At 44.2% G+C, this 16,441-nt stretch carries 14 protein-coding genes (1 of these 14 only partly in view); 10 read left to right on the forward strand and 4 right to left on the reverse strand.

Annotated features, from left to right (window positions below; translation table 11 throughout):
- Positions 1-23: 23 nt before the first annotated feature.
- A complete protein-coding gene (gene meaB, locus B2746_RS22145) occupies positions 24-926 on the reverse strand; it encodes a methylmalonyl Co-A mutase-associated GTPase MeaB (protein WP_290799227.1) in 903 nt (300 codons plus the stop codon).
- Between the two features lie 3 nt (positions 927-929).
- Between meaB and B2746_RS22150 the strand changes: the two genes are divergently transcribed.
- The 6 genes from B2746_RS22150 (at position 930) to B2746_RS22175 (ending at position 7,079) form a co-directional block, all read left to right on the forward strand.
- Complete coding sequence (locus B2746_RS22150; protein ID WP_290799229.1) at positions 930-1,640, forward strand: LON peptidase substrate-binding domain-containing protein; 711 nt, start codon at positions 930-932, stop codon at positions 1,638-1,640.
- A gap of 17 nt (positions 1,641-1,657) precedes the next feature.
- Positions 1,658-2,383: a type III pantothenate kinase gene (locus tag B2746_RS22155; protein WP_290799231.1), complete on the forward strand. Its 726-nt coding sequence runs from the start codon at positions 1,658-1,660 to the stop codon at positions 2,381-2,383.
- On the forward strand, positions 2,361-3,731 hold the full coding sequence (locus tag B2746_RS22160; RefSeq protein ID WP_290799232.1) for a hypothetical protein: 1,371 nt from the start codon (positions 2,361-2,363) through the stop codon (positions 3,729-3,731). The genes B2746_RS22155 and B2746_RS22160 overlap by 23 nt, the downstream gene beginning before the upstream one ends.
- On the forward strand, positions 3,724-4,386 hold the full coding sequence (gene lptC, locus B2746_RS22165; protein WP_290799234.1) for an LPS export ABC transporter periplasmic protein LptC: 663 nt from the start codon (positions 3,724-3,726) through the stop codon (positions 4,384-4,386). Before B2746_RS22160 ends, lptC begins: the two co-directional genes overlap by 8 nt.
- Before the next feature lie 2 nt (positions 4,387-4,388).
- Positions 4,389-5,375, forward strand: a complete 987-nt coding sequence (locus tag B2746_RS22170) for an aldo/keto reductase (protein WP_290799235.1) — start codon at positions 4,389-4,391, stop codon at positions 5,373-5,375.
- A gap of 882 nt (positions 5,376-6,257) precedes the next feature.
- Positions 6,258-7,079, forward strand: a complete 822-nt coding sequence (locus B2746_RS22175; RefSeq protein ID WP_290799237.1) for an SDR family oxidoreductase — start codon at positions 6,258-6,260, stop codon at positions 7,077-7,079.
- A 142-nt stretch (positions 7,080-7,221) separates the two neighbouring features.
- On the opposite strand, the gene lysS is transcribed toward B2746_RS22175, so the two are convergent.
- Positions 7,222-8,730, reverse strand: coding sequence for a lysine--tRNA ligase (gene lysS, locus B2746_RS22180; RefSeq protein WP_290799239.1), 1,509 nt, complete (start codon positions 8,728-8,730; stop codon positions 7,222-7,224).
- Between the two features lie 147 nt (positions 8,731-8,877).
- Between lysS and B2746_RS22185 the strand changes: the two genes are divergently transcribed.
- From B2746_RS22185 to B2746_RS22195, 3 genes are all read left to right on the forward strand, one after another.
- Positions 8,878-11,301 (forward strand): TonB-dependent receptor, encoded by a 2,424-nt coding sequence (locus B2746_RS22185; RefSeq protein WP_290799241.1) that lies wholly within the window; start codon positions 8,878-8,880, stop codon positions 11,299-11,301.
- 76 nt (positions 11,302-11,377) lie between these two features.
- Positions 11,378-12,214: a UDP-2,3-diacylglucosamine diphosphatase gene (locus tag B2746_RS22190; RefSeq protein ID WP_290799244.1), complete on the forward strand. Its 837-nt coding sequence runs from the start codon at positions 11,378-11,380 to the stop codon at positions 12,212-12,214.
- Between the two features lie 45 nt (positions 12,215-12,259).
- On the forward strand, positions 12,260-13,294 hold the full coding sequence (locus tag B2746_RS22195) for a glycosyltransferase family protein (RefSeq protein ID WP_290799245.1): 1,035 nt from the start codon (positions 12,260-12,262) through the stop codon (positions 13,292-13,294).
- Here the strand turns inward: B2746_RS22195 and B2746_RS22200 are convergent.
- On the reverse strand, positions 13,291-14,175 hold the full coding sequence (locus B2746_RS22200) for a flavin reductase family protein (RefSeq protein ID WP_290799246.1): 885 nt from the start codon (positions 14,173-14,175) through the stop codon (positions 13,291-13,293). The genes B2746_RS22195 and B2746_RS22200 overlap by 4 nt on opposite strands.
- Positions 14,165-15,184, reverse strand: coding sequence for a fumarylacetoacetate hydrolase family protein (locus B2746_RS22205; RefSeq protein WP_290799248.1), 1,020 nt, complete (start codon positions 15,182-15,184; stop codon positions 14,165-14,167). Before B2746_RS22205 ends, B2746_RS22200 begins: the two co-directional genes overlap by 11 nt.
- A 102-nt stretch (positions 15,185-15,286) precedes the next feature.
- On the opposite strand from B2746_RS22205, the gene B2746_RS22210 reads away from it, so the two are divergent.
- Positions 15,287-16,441, forward strand: the 5' portion of a protein-coding gene (locus tag B2746_RS22210; RefSeq protein WP_422653618.1) for a serine hydrolase. It continues 27 nt past the right edge of the window; 1,155 of the gene's 1,182 nt are visible here — the first part of the coding sequence; the start codon lies at positions 15,287-15,289; its stop codon lies off the right edge, out of view.

Raw genomic sequence — 16,441 nt, forward strand, 5'->3', positions numbered from 1 at the left:
GGTGAAAGGTGAGAGGTGAAAGGTTAGGTCCTGAATTGCTGGACGAACTGATACAAATTAAACGCATGACGATCTTGTAAATCTTCGATCGCTTCTTTTAAACGCTGTTTATTGACATCTTTCATCCGATTGCGTTCAATCAGGTGATAAGCTCTTTCGGCCAGCAACCAGGCCCGCTTGTCAGATACTTCATGACGGGCCAGATGGTCTTCTATTGCCTGAAGCCAATCGGTTATTCCTGCCTTTTGGGAGGCAATCGTTTTTATTACCGGTACTTCTGCGCTGGCTCTGCTAAAACTTGGCGCAAGCATCGAACGCAGGTTTCTGATAAACAAATCGGCATCCGGTCGATCTGATTTATTGACAATAAAAATGTCGGCAATTTCCATTAGTCCGGCTTTCATTGTTTGAATTTCATCACCTGCTTCGGGCACCAGTACAACCGTAGTGCAATCCGCCAGCCCAACTATTTCTATCTCACTTTGTCCAACCCCAACCGTTTCAACCAGGATATAATCGAAGGGCGTGACTTTCAACAATTCAGTGATTTCAATGATATGCGGATGTAATCCCCCAAGAGAGCCGCGCGTTGCAAGAGATCGGATAAAAACGGAAGGATGGTTGTACCAGTTACTCATCCGGATACGGTCGCCCAGAAGTGCACCGAGATTGAATGGAGAAGAGGGGTCAACACATAGAATTGCAACTGATTTTTTCTGACGGATCAGCTCTCCGATCAATGCATCAACCAGAGTGGATTTTCCAGCACCAGGAGGTCCGGTAATACCAATTATGGGAGTGGTATGATGCGGTAATGCCGTCAGTAACTCTTCATAGCCCGGAACCTCATTTTCAATCAGTGAAATGGAACGAGCTATGCTTTTGACATCACCATGTAAAATTTTTGACAATAATTGGTCCCACATGCAATGAAGTTATATAATCCTGAAGAACATGATTGCGCATTTGTTCTTAATATTGTTTGGACAAATACCATGACCAATTTTGTTCCCATATTTCCATTAGGCATTGTTGTTTATCCGGGTGAACAATTAAACCTGCATATTTTCGAACCCCGCTATAAACAACTGATCAGCGAATGTGTTGCTGAAAAAAAGTTGTTTGGCATTCCGACCGTTTTGGAAAATAAACTGGGCGAATGGGGAACCCTGGTCAGAATCAAATCTGTCAGCAAAGTCTATGATAACGGAGAAATGGATATCGAAACAGAAGGCATTTCAATTTTCAAGGTGCTGGAAGTGGTAAAAAGTATTCCTGATAAATTATACAGTGGGGCTATCGTTCATTATCCAAAAAATATTGAAGGAAGAGGAAATGCGGAACTCATGCAAAAACTTATCAGCAGCATCCGCGATCTGCACAAATTGCTCAAGCTTGATAAGGCATTTAAAAAACCGGATGAACTATTGATCAGTTATGATATTGCCCATCATGCCGGATTATCTCTTCAGGAAGAATATGAGTTACTGGGTTTGATGCACGAACTCCAGCGGCAGGAATACCTGAAACGCCATCTTGCGAAAGTGCTGCCTGTTCTGGCCGAAATGGAGCAATTGAAGGAAAAAGTCAAGCTCAACGGCCATTTTAAAAACCTATCTTCGCTCGATTTTGAACTGTAAATCAAGCGAATCCCAGTATGGCTTCCACAACGCTCTGTTTTGATTTTGGAAATACCCGCCAGAAAATGGCAGTTTTCAGCGATGGTCATCTTACCGGAATCCATCTGATTGAAAGCATTGAACCGGCTGCCATAGCTGCCATACTGGAAGCGTTACGTCCGGATAAAACCATTCTTTCCTCCGTAATGAACCATCCTCCCGAGTTGGAAACCCTGCTGGAGGAAAGATCAGATTTTCATAAACTATCCCACCTGACCCGGCTCCCTTTCACAACTCCGGTAGGTAAACCGGAGACAATTGGCGCGGACCGGCTGGCCCTGGTGGCTGCATCCGTTAACCTGTTTCCCGGTAAAAACAACCTGGCCATTGCCCTGGGTACAGCCATAACCTACAATTTTGTCAACCGGAATCATGAATTTCTGGGGGGCGGTATTTCGCCGGGTATGGAAATGCGTTTCCGCAGCCTGAAAGACTATACAGCCCTGCTGCCCCTGGTTAAAGAAGACTGGAATTTCCCCCTGGTAGGCTATGATACCGTTACAAATATTACCAGCGGGGTTATTTTGGGGATGGCTAAGGAAATCGATGGTTTTATCGATGCTTATAAGGAACGGTACGGGAACTTTAACGTGCTGTTAACCGGGGGTAATTCAGGCTATTTTGTCCCCCACTTAAAAAACAAGATATTTGCCGACCAGAATTTAATATTTAAAGGACTGTATGCGATCAGTGAGTGTAATTAAACAACCAATAGCCCAACTGCTTTTAACCGTACTGCTGTTTTGTGGGATGGTAACCAATGCCCAGGAAAACTCGCCGTACTCCCGTTATGGTTGGGGTAACCTGGTGCCTTCCACCCCGATCGTTACCAGGGGAATGGGTGGGATCACCACCGGATATGTTGACTACGATGAACGGTTCGATATTAAGCAGGGTGTTCCCAGATACCTGAAACCTCAGGCTATCAATTTTATGAACCCGGCCTCCTATGCCCGATTAAGGACAACTTCCTTTGATCTCGGTTTTGAAGTGGAAAATCAGGTTTTACAGGAGCAAAATGTAATTGAGAAGTACAAAGCGAGCTTTGCCAATATCTCTTATCTGCAATTGGGGGTTCCCCTGAGCAGAAAACGTAATTTCTCCATGGTGGTGGGTTTACGTCCGATAAGCCGGATTAATTACCAGATTCAGGCTTTTGCCCGTGAACTCAATCCGGAAACCGGTGCAAGTATTGATTCTACCCTGACCCTGTACGAAGGGAAAGGTGGCTCCTACCAGGCATTCCTTGGACTGGGTAAGGGTTTCGGTAATTTCAGTATCGGAGCCAATGTGGGCTATTATTTTGGTACCAAGGATTTTGGCACCCGGAAATCATTCATCAACGACAGCGTGGTGTATTATAAAGGGAACTACCAGACCAAAATCAATTTTGGGGGAGTGTCTTTTAATACAGGAATCCAATACCGTGCTAAACTAAGTAAGGATATCCGGCTGGTTTTGGGTGCTACTGCTACTTTTTCCAGTGAATATAATGCCAATAAGGATATTACCCGGGAAACATTTGAGTATGATCAATCGGGCGGCACTTTTATCCGGGACAGTATTTACACAGAAGAAGGGGTGGCCGGTACAGTTGTTTTCCCCGCAACGTATTCTGGCGGATTTACTTTCGAGCGACTGGATAAATGGATGATTGGTGCAGAGTATTCCTCTACCTCCTGGGATGATTTTCGGCTGTATGATGCCAAAGATTCAGTAGGGTCATCCTATAAATTCAGAGTAGGCGGACATTTCATTCCCAATGCATTTGGATCCAATTATTGGGGTCGGGTAACCTATCGGGTGGGTTTCAACTATGGTACGGACTATATCCGCTATGCAGGTGAAGAGCTGAAACAATATACGGTTACTGCAGGATTTGGCTTCCCCATCCGCCCTAACCGTTTCAGTAATCAATACACGAATCTTAATCTTGGCCTTGAATTTGGCAGGAGAGGAACTCCAGAAACCCGTTTACAGGAAAATATGTTCCGGCTTTCTCTTGGGGTAACCTTAAGTGATCTTTGGTTCGTGAAACGTAAGTATGACTAAGTTTTTCCACTATATTTTGAATTCAAAAATAACAGCACTGCTAGGGTGCTGTATTTTTTTTGCCCTGCTCCTGACAGCTTGTGAGAATACGCAGGAAGAAATAAATGCGCTTTCTAAAAAAAGAATCGCTGTTGAAGAGGCCAAATTCATAGAAAGTTATCTTAGTCAGGGTGGTAAAATGAAAGCGCGCCTGACAGCTCCGGTTATGAACCGGTATCAGACGGATTCACCTTATATTGAATTTCCCAACAGCCTGCATGTTGATTTTTTCAATGACAGCCTGAAAGTGGAAAGCCAGCTAAATGCAAAATATGGTCGCTATCGCGAAACAGAACAGCGGGTTTTTCTTCGCGATAGTGTGGTGGTCTTCAATCTGAAAAAAGATACCCTCAAAAGCCAGGAACTCTGGTGGGACCAGAATAAGGAAATTTTCTATACCGATAAGGATGTTGAAATCCATCAGCCCGACAAAATCATTTATGGTAAAGGACTGGAGGCTGATCAGTCCTTCAATTGGTACCTTATCAAACAGATCACCGGCCAGGTGCAGGTTCCAAAAGGAGGGTTTGGTCCGGCAATTGCTACCGATTCAACAGGGGTGACGGGCACTGATTCAAGTGGTGTTTCTGGAAAAGATAGCTTGAAAATCAATTAATTATGATATATCGTCGAATGGGCAAAACTGGCCTTCAGCTCAGCGTACTCAGTTTCGGGAGTTGGGTAAGTTTCCATAAACAAATTGGTGATTCCATGGCGGATGAACTGATGGGCCTGGCTTATGACCAGGGGATCAATTTCTTTGATAACGCTGAAGGGTATGCCTTGGGTGAAAGTGAGAAAATGATGGGGCGGGTGCTAAAGGCAAAGGCTTGGGACCGAACTTCCTATGTGTTGTCGAGCAAGGTGTTTTTTGGCTGGAGAAAGGAGAATAAGCCCAACCAAACCGGGTTGAGCCGCAAACATATAGTGGAAGCCTGTCATGAAGCACTGGAGCGTCTGCAAACAGATTACCTGGATCTTTATTTCTGTCATCGTCCCGATCCGAATGTTCCGGTTGAAGAAGTGGTATGGACCATGCACAACCTGATTCAGCAGGGGAAAATCCTTTATTGGGGAACCAGCATGTGGAGTGGTGCTGAAATCATGGAAGCCCATCGCGTAGCGCAACAATACCGGTTAATTGGTCCGGTGGTGGAACAGCCCCAGTACAATATGTTTGAACGCATGAAGATGGAGCAGGATTACCTGCCGGTATTCCGAAATGTTGGAATGGGTACTACTATCTGGAGCCCGCTGGCAGCCGGATTTCTGACGGGAAAATACCTGGCTGGTATTCCGGAAGGAAGTCGTCTTGGTTTGGAAGGGTTCGAATGGCTGAAAGACCGCTGGATGCAGGAAGACAAAATTCTGAAACTCAAAGAATTAAATGCGCTTGCAGGGGAAATCGGGGTTTCTATGGGGAACCTTGCGATTGCCTGGACTATCCGCAATCCGTATACCACCACCGCAATATTGGGTGCAACGAAACAGGAACAACTGACCGATAATCTGAAATCGCTGGATGTTCTTCCTCTGCTTACAGACTCTGTTTGCGATCGTATTGATCAAATCCTCGGTAACAAACCCTACCTCAACCTCGCTTAACTTTTTCCACCCGTCGGGTTTACCCGACGGGTGATTATTTACTCCGCCACCAGGTGTGCCGGAGAATTCTGCTTTTTATAAGCTTAAGGTTCAGTCATCCTTGTGGATTCAAAGCTCTATTAACCGTTCATGAACCGTCTTTCAACCGTTCATCTACCGTTCACGGACCGTTTTAAAACGGTAGATAAACGGTAGATGAACGGTTCAAGAACGGTAGATGAACGGTTGATTACTCTACTTTAGCACTAGGTTGAGTCATGTTAAGCTGGAGAAAAGTTTCACCCGACCGGTGCCACCGGTCGGGTGAGGGCAAGAAAAAACCCGATGCAATGGACTGCATCGGGCTTTTTAATTCTTTGTACGTTCAGAACCAACGGGTCTCGGCCATCGATAGGTACAAATTTTTTTCAGGACGTGGTTAATTCACTAGGAATTGGATAATCAAGATAATGGATTCTAAAAACTTACTACTTTGTCAGATCAACGAAAACAAATCACTTGGTCTTTCTTCGGAACATTGGTTTTTTCTGGTCTTTCTACCGGATAATTGGATACTTGGTCTTTTTTGGATATTTGTGATGCACTTGGTCTTTCGGCTTTCGCCTTTAGGATAATTGGATACTTGGTTTTTTTGGATCTTGGATGTCCGATTTACATCGGTCTGGTTTTTCTAAGGATTTGGGTGATTTGATATCGATCACTGACATAACAAAAGTATAAATCGCCCCATACCTGCGCAAGAGGGCTATTGCTGAATTTGCAGGCTTCATGATTTACTGGAGAATTAGTAGAACTACGATCGGAATTCTGGTAGAACTCTCCTAACTTCCGTTAGTATATTGAAAAACACACAGTTAAACCACATAAAAAGCCCGATTTGTCATGTCATTTAAGAATAAAAACGTCCTGATAACCGGCGGAAGTCGGGGTATAGGAAAGGCCATCGCCTTAAAATTAGCTGCAGAAGGAGCCAATATTGCGATTGCTGCAAAAACCACGGAGCCACATCCCAAACTGGATGGCACTATTTATACCGCAGCGGAAGAAATCAGGGCCGCCGGAGCAGGAATCGCACTTCCACTTCAGGCTGATATCCGGTATGAAGAAAGCATCGAAGAAGCAGTAAAAGCCACAGTGGCTGGCCTGGGGGGAATAGATATCCTTATTAATAATGCAAGTGCCATCAGCCTAACCCCCACCGAGCAAACTGAAGCCAAACGATGGGACCTAATGCATGGTATCAATGTGCGCGGCACATTCCTGATGGCAAAAGCCTGTATTCCCCATCTCAGGAAATCGCATAATCCACATATACTGAATCTTTCGCCGCCACTTAATATGGATCCGCGGTGGTTTGCTCCGCATCTTGCCTATACGATGAGCAAATACGGAATGAGCATGGTGGTATTCGGATTGGCAGAAGAATTGAAACCCCATCGCATTGCAGCCAATGCACTCTGGCCCAAAACGACCATCGCTACTGCTGCAGTCGAAAATTTATTAGGGGGCGATTTCCTTATCCAACGCAGTCGTACCCCCGAAATCGTTGGAGATGCCGCATTCCTCATCCTTCAACGCCCCTCCTACGAATGCACCGGGAATTTTTTCATCGACGAAGAAGTACTGACCGAAGCAGGCATAACAGACTTTACTAAATATGCGGTTAATCCGAATCAGAAGCTAATGAACGATCTGTTCATTTAAAAGGTGAAACGTGAGAGGTGAAAGGTGAGAAGATAGAGGTGAAAAATCAAAGGTGAAACAAACACAAAAGCCTTGTCTTTGTTTCACCTTTCACCTCTAACCTCTTTCTTTTCACTTTTCACCTTTCACCTTTCACCTTCCCTCATGCCTCCGGCCTCATTTGCGGAAAAAGCAATACATCCTGAATAGATGGCTGGTTGGTCAGCAACATGCACAGGCGATCGATACCAATACCGATACCTGCTGTTGGTGGCATACCATATTCGAGCGCACGTAAAAAGTCCTGATCAATAAACATGGCTTCATCATCTCCGCGCTCCATCAGGGCTACCTGCTCCTCAAATCGTTCACGCTGATCCACCGGATCATTCAATTCAGAATATGCATTCGCAATTTCCTTTCCGTTGATCATTAGTTCGAAACGCTCTACCAGTCCGGGTTTGCTGCGATGTTTTTTGGTAAGCGGACTCATCTCCACCGGATAATCAATGATAAAGGTGGGCTGGATATAGGTATGTTCACTCGTAGCCCCAAAGATCTCATCAATCAGTTTTCCCTTACCAATAGAAGGAGCTACATCAATTTTTAATTGTTTGCATACATCCCGTAAACCAGCTTCATCCAATCCGCTGATATCAAAACCGGAGTTCTCTTTAATAGCATCAAATATGGAAATCCGTTTGAATGGTGCTTTGAAACTGATGGTTTTTTCACCCACCGTCAACTGCGTGCTTCCATGCAATGCAATGGCCACCTGCTCCAGCAATTGTTCCGTAGTTTCCATCATCCAGTCATAATCCTTGTAAGCAGTATACCATTCCAGAATGGTGAATTCCGGATTATGGGTGCGATCCATTCCTTCATTCCGGAAGTTCCGGCTGAATTCGTACACCCAGTCAAACCCTCCTACAATCAGGCGCTTCAGGTACAGCTCATTGGCAATACGCAAATAAAAAGGAACATCAAGCGCATTGTGATGTGTTATGAATGGACGCGCTGCGGCTCCGCCGGGAATTGCCTGCAACACAGGGGTATCTACTTCCAAAGCACCGCGGTCGTTCAGAAAATCACGGATGGTATTGATCATCTTAGTACGCTTCACAAAGGTTTCGCGGATCTGCGGATTAATCACCAGATCGGCATACCGCTGCCGGTATTTGAATTCCGGATCGGTCACCTCATCAAATGTTTGTCCGTCTGCTTCTTTCACCACAGGAAGGGGTTTCAGCGATTTGGTGAGCATGGTCAACTCGGTTACATGAACCGATGTTTCACCGGTTTTGGTGGTGAACACAAATCCTTTTATTCCGAAAATATCACCCAGATCGGTCAGGTGTTTCCAGACTTTGTCGTAGAGGGTTTTATCCTCACCCTTGCAAATATCATCCCTGCGCACATAAATCTGGATGCGGCCGGTGCTATCCTGTAAAACTGCAAAGCTGGCTTTACCCATATCCCGAACACTCATGATTCGGCCAGCCAGGCATACTTCCGTAAAATCAGCCTTATTCTCTTCACCTTTATAATGTTCCTTAATATATGCAGCAGTGGTATTTACCGGATAGGTTGGGGCAGGATAAGGATCAATGCCCAGTTCCTGCAGTTGTTGCAGCTTCTCTCTTCTGATCTGTTCTTGTTCTGAAAATTGCATTCGCCAAAATTTGAAGCGCAAAAATAACGCATCCAACCCAAAGAACCGGAGCGTGCTTTCACCCTTTTTGGGCAGGGCATCCACCGGTTCAAGTGATTGTCTCAGATCCCGAACTGCAGGAGCTTTGCGCCTATTAAATCTTCTGTTATGAAAAAGAATCAGGCAAGGGCCGGTGTATGGATGCTTTTGCTGATGGTGGTCCAGCTGTCCGCATTCGCCCAACATAGTATAACCGGACAGATTGAAAATCTGCAACAATTGCCGATAGCAGCTGCGAGTGTTGAATTATGGAAGGAAACGCAGCCGGTTCAGAAAGCAATCGCCAACGATTCCGGCTGCTTCCAACTATCCGGCCTTGCCCCTGGTTTGTATCAATTGAAAATAACAGCGGTTGGTTATCAGCAGAAGCTCCTGGATTCCATCCTCATTCCCGGAACCGGAATGTCCTATCAAATTATACTCAACACGGCATCTGATCAGTTGAATCTGGTAACAGTAAGGGCTAAAAAGCTGCTGTTAACGCACCAACCCGATCGATCCGTTGTGGATCTCAGCACGGTAATCAATAAAACAGGAAAATCAGTATTACAGATTCTTGAAACCACACCAGGAGTTCAGGTTCATCGAGGCTCCGCAACCATTAGTTTGGCAGGAAGAGAAAATGTTCGCGTAACCATCAATGGGAAACAGCTTTATATGCCTATGAATGCACTGCTTGATTTTCTTGCAGGGCTCCCATCCCAGCAATTAAAGAAAATCGAATTATTAACCACTCCGCCTGCTGAATTTGATGCCAGTGGAACGGGAGGCGTAATCAATTTAATTATGACAATCGATCCTCAGGATGGCTGGAATCTGCAATTGGCAGTTTCTATGGGGATGGGCATCAATAAAGGCCGTCATCCCTTAGGTAATCTACAGGCCGATTACCGTAAGGGCCCACTGTTGCTGTTTGGTTCTTATGGATTTTCAAAATTAGCCAGACTGGAAGATCTGATTGTTAATCGTCGCACGGAGAAATCAAACGGCGCCGATGAACTAAAGACATTTTCCAGGCGCGATCCTTTTCAGCGGAATCATACTTACCGCGCCGGTATTGAATACCAGCCTCGTGCGAAACGCAAAATCACGCTGCTTTTCAGCGGATACAATAATCGTTGGGATATGAAAGCGGAGAATTTTACCAGTCAGTTTTCAACGAATCGACCCGATACTTTTTATCGCATGCCCAACAAAGAAATCAATTATTGGAAACATCAATTGTGGAATGTAAGTTGGAAAGAAGAACTGCCGAATGCAGCAGCTTTGGAACTGAATATTGATTATTTGCGTTATGATAATGACAACCCCACTTCGTATCATATCAATACATTGGATAGTAACCAGCAATTGTTAAATGAACAGCAGTTATTCAGTTATAAAAATACCGCAATTGAAATGTGGGTTGCTGATATAAACTGGACGAAAAAATGGGGAGCACAACTTCAGCTTCATTCGGGAATAAAAGGTATTCAGTCCGGGTTTTCAAATGATATGAAAGTTTTGGAAATGGAAAATGAGGAACTGGTTTTGTTACCCGATATTGCCGGAGAGTACAAACTGAAAGAGCAAATCGCGGCAGCATATATTTCTTCTGATTTTGATATTAAAGGAAAAGCAAAAATAAAAGCAGGACTGCGGTATGAACTAACAGATGCTGTTATGGAAACAGACAAGGAAACACAGGGATATAACAGGCGGTATGGAAATCTGTTTCCGAGTTTTCATCTGCAACTGAAACCAGGTAAACAGCAACGGATCAATATTAGTTATGGCCGAAGAATTAATCGTCCAACATTTAATAACCTGGCGCCCTTTCTGATTTTTACTGATCCCAAAACAGTTATTTCAGGAAACTCCTCTCTGCAACCTGGTATTGAACAACTGGTTCAACTAAATTATCAATGGCATGGATACCAGTTTGGAATATCCTATGCCAGAGAAAAAAATGCTATAGCCGGATTTCAATCTTCCTTTGATACTGCACTATTTAAACAAACGGTGATGGCTGCAAATATTCCCAGACATCACCAATGGCAGTTTACACTGAATAAACAGCTGCAAGTGCATGAAAAATGGACGATTCAATTGTTTGCCGGAGCCTATCATAGAAAAGTAGTATTGATGGAAGAGAACAACGAAGTGAAGCAAAAATGGCATGTTCAATTTAGCTGCCAGCAACAATTCCGATTGCCAGGAAAGATGAGTTTCGAAATCAGTGGCATGTATGCAAGTGCCGCTTTATACGGGCGCGATGAACAAATCGGGTATGGCTTTGTGAATGCATCGCTTCAACGATCCTTTGCGAAAGATAAATTGCAGTTATCCTTAGGTGTGCAGGATATTTTTTCCGGAAACAAATATGGCCTGAAAGCGGTTGACTCTGCCCGAAAGACCAGTGCCAGCAATAGCTATTTGTATTCCTTCCGGATGTATAATCTCGGGTTTTCATTCAAAATAGGCACAAAAAAATCAAAAGAAAATGCTACCCGGGTAACGGCATCGGAAGAAGAACAACGCCGCATGAACTAGATAGACATTACAATTCTTTAATACATGGTTCACATGGGGATAATATCCAATGGGGAATTTTGATAAACAACCCATTATGGAAAGACGTCCCCTTGATGTAGCCATTTTGTCCGACCTCCACCTGGGCACCTATGGTGCCAAAGCCAAGGAAGTGTTGAACTACCTCAAGAGCATCGCACCTCAAATGCTGATTCTCAATGGCGATATCATTGATGCATGGCAATTCAGCAAGCATTATTTCCCTGCATCGCATATAGCGGTGGTGAAAGAAGTGCTTTGTATGATGGCCAAAGGAACCAGGGTCATTTATATAACCGGGAACCACGATGAAATCATGCGAAAGTATTCGGATATCCAATTGGGGAACTTTCAATTGACTGATAAACTGGTGGTGGAAATCAATTCCAAAATGACCTGGATTTTCCATGGTGATGTTTTTGACAACACCACTAAAGGGGCAGCCAAGTTCTGGGCCAAATTAGGCAGCAGCGGATATGGGGTATTGATTCTGTTGAATCGCGCCATCAACACGCTGATGAAACTGATTGGCAGGGAGCGCGTGAGTTTATCCAAATCAGTTATGGCCGGGGTGAATAAAGCCGTAACCCGGATCAATGATTTTGAAATGACCGCGGCTGAAATTGCCATCGAGAAAAAATATGATTATGTGATCTGTGGGCATATACACCAGCCCCAAAAACGGATGGTGGAAACAGATCAGGGAAAAGTTATGTACCTCAACAGCGGCGATTGGGTGGAGCATATGACCTCTCTGGAATTTTACCAAAACGACTGGCATATCTATACCTATGATGAAAAGCAATTTGAAAACAGCAAGGTTGAAATTGAAAAGCCCGTTTTAAATGTCGTAACCGATGAAGTAAATTTTTATGTGCAATCCCTCGCTATATAAGTCAAACCTCCACCTCCAACTTCCAACTTCAAACTTCCAACTTTCATGAGGCTTTTATTATCAGTACAGGCAACCGGCAATGGCCATATCAGCAGAGCGGCACAGTTATTACCTTACCTGCAACGGTATGGCAAAGTGGATGTTTTCCTGAGTGGTGCCAATTCGCAATTACAAAATGATTTACCTGTTCGGTATAGGAGTAAAGGGCTGAGCCTGTTTTATAATACAACAGGCGGATTACATTACAAGAAAATTGCCACCCAGTTAAATCCTGTTAGGGTTTGGAAAGAAATCAGAGAATTGCCGGTTGAAAAATATGATGTGGTAATCAATGATTTTGAATCCATCACGGCGATGGCCTGCCGGTATAAAAAAGTTCCTTCCGTAAATCTGGGCCATCAGGCTTCTTTTCAATCCGGTTTGGTTCCAAGGCCGGCTAATCCGGAGCTTTTTGGAGAATGGATTCTAAAAAACTATGCAAGGGCCTCTCAGTATATCGGATTGCATTTTAAGAAGTACGATGATTTTATTTTTGAACCTGTCATCAAAAAAGAAATCCTCCAGGCAGATCCCTGTAATAAAGGGCATATCACGGTTTATTTATCGGCCTATGAAGACCAAACTCTGCTGCCTGTTCTTCAACAACTGAATTCTTTCCAGTTTGAGGTTTTTTCCAAACAGGTTCGTCGGACGGAACAACATAAAAACGTAAAACTGATACCGGTAAACCAACGACTCTTTAACGAAAGTATGATCAATTCTTTTGGAGTGATTACAGGAGCAGGATTTGAGACACCAGCCGAAGTGATGCATCTGGGTAAAAAACTACTGGTAGTTCCCATTCATGGACAGTATGAGCAATTATGCAATGCCGCAGCACTGGAACAATTTGGTATTCCGGTATTGAATAAAATTGACGCATCATTTACCAGTACATTTCTGCAATGGATTGGTACAGCGCAGGCAACTAATATTCATTACCGCAATAATATTCCGGAATTGCTGGGTTATCTGATAGATAATTACCCTTCTAAAGGAGTTGCGCTGGAACTGCTTTACCCTGATTTAATGCTTGGCTAATTCAGCGCCAGTAAGACCTGCCAGGCTTCCTGAACTTTATGTTGATCCAACAATTCCTTCGCATACCGATGTAATTCTTTTTCCATTTCATCGGGTGTGATGGAATAATATTGAAAAATGTTCTTCAGACGCTCATCGTGAAATGCCGGATCCACCGTTGGCAATAGATGCACATTGGCTAATTGTCCCAGATTGTTACCTGTTAATATATTGCTTTTGCGTATTGGTTCAGGAAGGGCATCCACCCCTATACCCAGTTGGGTATTAGGTTTCTCCAATTCAAATAAATTGCTGGAATCCACCTTACAATACCAGTTACCGCCAAGGCGTGCAGTAAGCTGCAGTTTTTGCTGATCAATCATGGTTCCCGCATCGTTCAGGATACTGTCAGCAACGTGCATCCGAAGCACTTCACAAATAACAAGGCAGCCGGCTCCACCTTCCGTTCCAAGTGGTTTTGTTTCCAGTACTTTGCATTCCAGCTGGACTTTACTTTCTTTTACTCTGGGTGGCTTTACCAGTGTGGATGCCTGTTCCGTAAATCCTGCTTTAATAAATTCATTGGTGCCTTTGGGAAATTCACAACTGGCCAAAGACATTTGTTGTACCATATCGTAGTCTACAATATTGATCACCACCTCCGGAACTTCGAATACATTTTCCAGGGTATGTTTGCTTGTATTATCACGTACCCTGCGCGATGGTGAAAACACAAGAATTGGCGGATTGGCAGAGAACATATTGAAAAACGAAAACGGACTCAGGTTTACTTCTCCTGCTTTATTGATGGTTGAAGCAAAACAGATGGGGCGGGGACCAATAGCATGTTGCAGCCATTGCTGTTTTTGAGGGGGAGGCAGCGTTGCGATATCAATCTGCATGGTTGATTTTTTTTCTTTCAAGGATCGAGTAATCAGTTGGCTCCGCTACAATGGTATTGGATAAAACCCCCAATTGATCAATGGTTAGTTCTACTTTATCACCATCCTTCAACCACTGTGCTTCAAAATCCGGATTGTTTAATTTTCCAGTTCCGTTTAATTCGAGAAAACATCCGGTTCCAACAGTTCCGCTTCCGATTACATCTCCGGGATGCAGGGTTACTCCATAAGAACAGCGTTCGATTATTTCTGCAAATGTCCAGTCCATATCACCCAGGTTGCCATCGCTTACCTGGATTCCGTTAACATGGCATTGCATGCGAAGGTTCCAGTTTTTTCCTGTATGTCCGGGTTTGGCGGGAATTTCAAAACGGTCCAGTTCATCAAGGGTTACCAGCCATGGTCCGATAACGGTAGAGAAATCTTTCCCTTTTGCGGGACCAAGGTTTAGCAGCATTTCTTCCATTTGCAGGCGCCTTGCACTCATATCGTTCATAATCATCAGTCCGCCGATATATTGATCTGCATTTTCTGCTTTTATGTTTCTTCCGGCTTTGCAGATGACGATGGCTGCTTCCAGTTCAAAATCGAGTTGCTCAAAATGATCAGGCATGCATACAATATCACCGGGACCCTGGATGCTGGTATGATTGGTGAAATAAAATATCGGGTACTGATCAAACTCAGGAATCATGGGTGCTTTACGGTTACGGCGGGCCGATTCAACGTGCTGGCGAAATGCATATCCGTCTCTGCAGGTTGTTGGGAATGGAACTGGTGCAAGCAGGTAAGCTGCGTCATACGGGATGCCTCTTTCTTTGGAAATTCTTCCCAATTTTATCATCTCTTCGCCTGTTTTGGCAACCGGATAGGATTCTTCCCAATATTGCAGGAACATATTCATATTGCCGGGAAGATCGGGATGCAGGGTTTCCATCGCATAAATGAAGCCATCTACATAGATGCCGAGCTGATCATGGCCCTCTGCCAAGTAAGAAACTAATTTCATGTGTACTGTTTTAGCAAGCTTTATGTGCGTCAAAAATAACAGGAATAATTATCTTCCTGTTTAATCATACCGTGAATCGCTATGTTAGTTATTTTTTGCAGGATGGCAGCCTGTATTATTATTTTTTTTATAGCCACATGTTGCGCGATAGCTCAATCCACCCTGCATGATCCTGAACTGGAAAAAATCATCCGCTCTGCTGCGAGTCCGGCTTTGAAACATATTTTGGATAATCCGAAGTTGTATCAATATCAGCTGATCTATACGGAAATCCGGCGTGATGCGGAAAATCGCCCTCAGTTATCGCACCGTTATCTGAATGTCAATGATTCCATTTACTTTAATCCGGCTTCGATGGTTAAGTTTCCAACGGCTTTGATTGCCCTGGAAAAAATGGATACCCTTCGCAGGTTGGGAGTGAATCCGCATACACTTGTTAAAACGGATAGTTCAGCACCTGTTTCTTTATTGGAATTGATTCGCCAGGCGATGATTGTTAGTGATAATGATGCGTATAACCGGTTGTTTCAGGTAGTGGGACAAGAATTGCTTAATCGCCGCTTGCAGGAGATGGGATATTATGGCAGCCGCATTACCCGTCGGTTTATTCCGTTGACAGCGGAGCAGCATCGGCTTACAGAGGCGGTGCAGTTTCTTAGTATTGATGGTCGGATACTTTATGAACAACCTGCGCAAAAAAGTGGTTTTCCGTTTGATTTCAGTAAAAAGATACTGGTGGGTGATGCACATTATAATTGGTCGGATTCCCTGATTCAGCAACCTATGGATTTTACTACCCATAACCGGATGCCGCTGCGCGATATGCAACAGGTGCTTCAATCCTTCCTCTTTCCATCGACAGTACCTGAACGGCAGCGGTTTCGGCTTTCGGAGAATTCGCGGCAATTAATGTTAAATGCGATTTCCGATTTGCCTTCGGAATCTCGCTTTCCGATTTTTGATACAACTGAGTTTTTCGACAGTTACTCCAAGTTTTTCCTTTACCGCGATGGGAAACGAGCAGTTCCTTCCTCTATACGGATATATAACAAAACCGGTTGGTCCTATGGCTACCTGACTGATGTGGCGTATATCGTGGATCGTGGCCATAATCGGGAGCTGATGCTGAGTGGCGTCCTCTACGTTAACCGCGATGGCATCCTCAACGACAACAAGTACGAATACGATTCCCTCGGCTACCCCTTTTTCCGTGAGATCGGGGAAATCCTGCTCTCTCACCCGCCGGGTGGCACCGGT

This window comes from Flavihumibacter sp. UBA7668, assembly GCF_002483205.1.
Taxonomy (GTDB): domain Bacteria; phylum Bacteroidota; class Bacteroidia; order Chitinophagales; family Chitinophagaceae; genus Flavihumibacter.

Bases quoted from the DNA above. Each gene is read 5' to 3' on its own strand.
- B2746_RS22195 (WP_290799245.1), top strand. From the start codon at position 12,260: ATGAGGCTTTTATTATCAGTACAGGCAACCGGCAATGGCCATATCAGC.
- B2746_RS22150 (WP_290799229.1), top strand. From the start codon at position 930: ATGAAGTTATATAATCCTGAAGAACATGATTGCGCATTTGTTCTTAAT.
- B2746_RS22200 (WP_290799246.1), bottom strand. From the start codon at position 14,175: ATGCAGATTGATATCGCAACGCTGCCTCCCCCTCAAAAACAGCAATGG.
- B2746_RS22170 (WP_290799235.1), top strand. From the start codon at position 4,389: ATGATATATCGTCGAATGGGCAAAACTGGCCTTCAGCTCAGCGTACTC.
- B2746_RS22175 (WP_290799237.1), top strand. From the start codon at position 6,258: ATGTCATTTAAGAATAAAAACGTCCTGATAACCGGCGGAAGTCGGGGT.
- meaB (WP_290799227.1), bottom strand. From the start codon at position 926: ATGTGGGACCAATTATTGTCAAAAATTTTACATGGTGATGTCAAAAGC.
- B2746_RS22190 (WP_290799244.1), top strand. From the start codon at position 11,378: ATGGAAAGACGTCCCCTTGATGTAGCCATTTTGTCCGACCTCCACCTG.
- B2746_RS22205 (WP_290799248.1), bottom strand. From the start codon at position 15,184: ATGAAATTAGTTTCTTACTTGGCAGAGGGCCATGATCAGCTCGGCATC.
- lysS (WP_290799239.1), bottom strand. From the start codon at position 8,730: ATGCAATTTTCAGAACAAGAACAGATCAGAAGAGAGAAGCTGCAACAA.
- lptC (WP_290799234.1), top strand. From the start codon at position 3,724: ATGACTAAGTTTTTCCACTATATTTTGAATTCAAAAATAACAGCACTG.
- B2746_RS22185 (WP_290799241.1), top strand. From the start codon at position 8,878: ATGAAAAAGAATCAGGCAAGGGCCGGTGTATGGATGCTTTTGCTGATG.
- B2746_RS22160 (WP_290799232.1), top strand. From the start codon at position 2,361: ATGCGATCAGTGAGTGTAATTAAACAACCAATAGCCCAACTGCTTTTA.
- B2746_RS22155 (WP_290799231.1), top strand. From the start codon at position 1,658: ATGGCTTCCACAACGCTCTGTTTTGATTTTGGAAATACCCGCCAGAAA.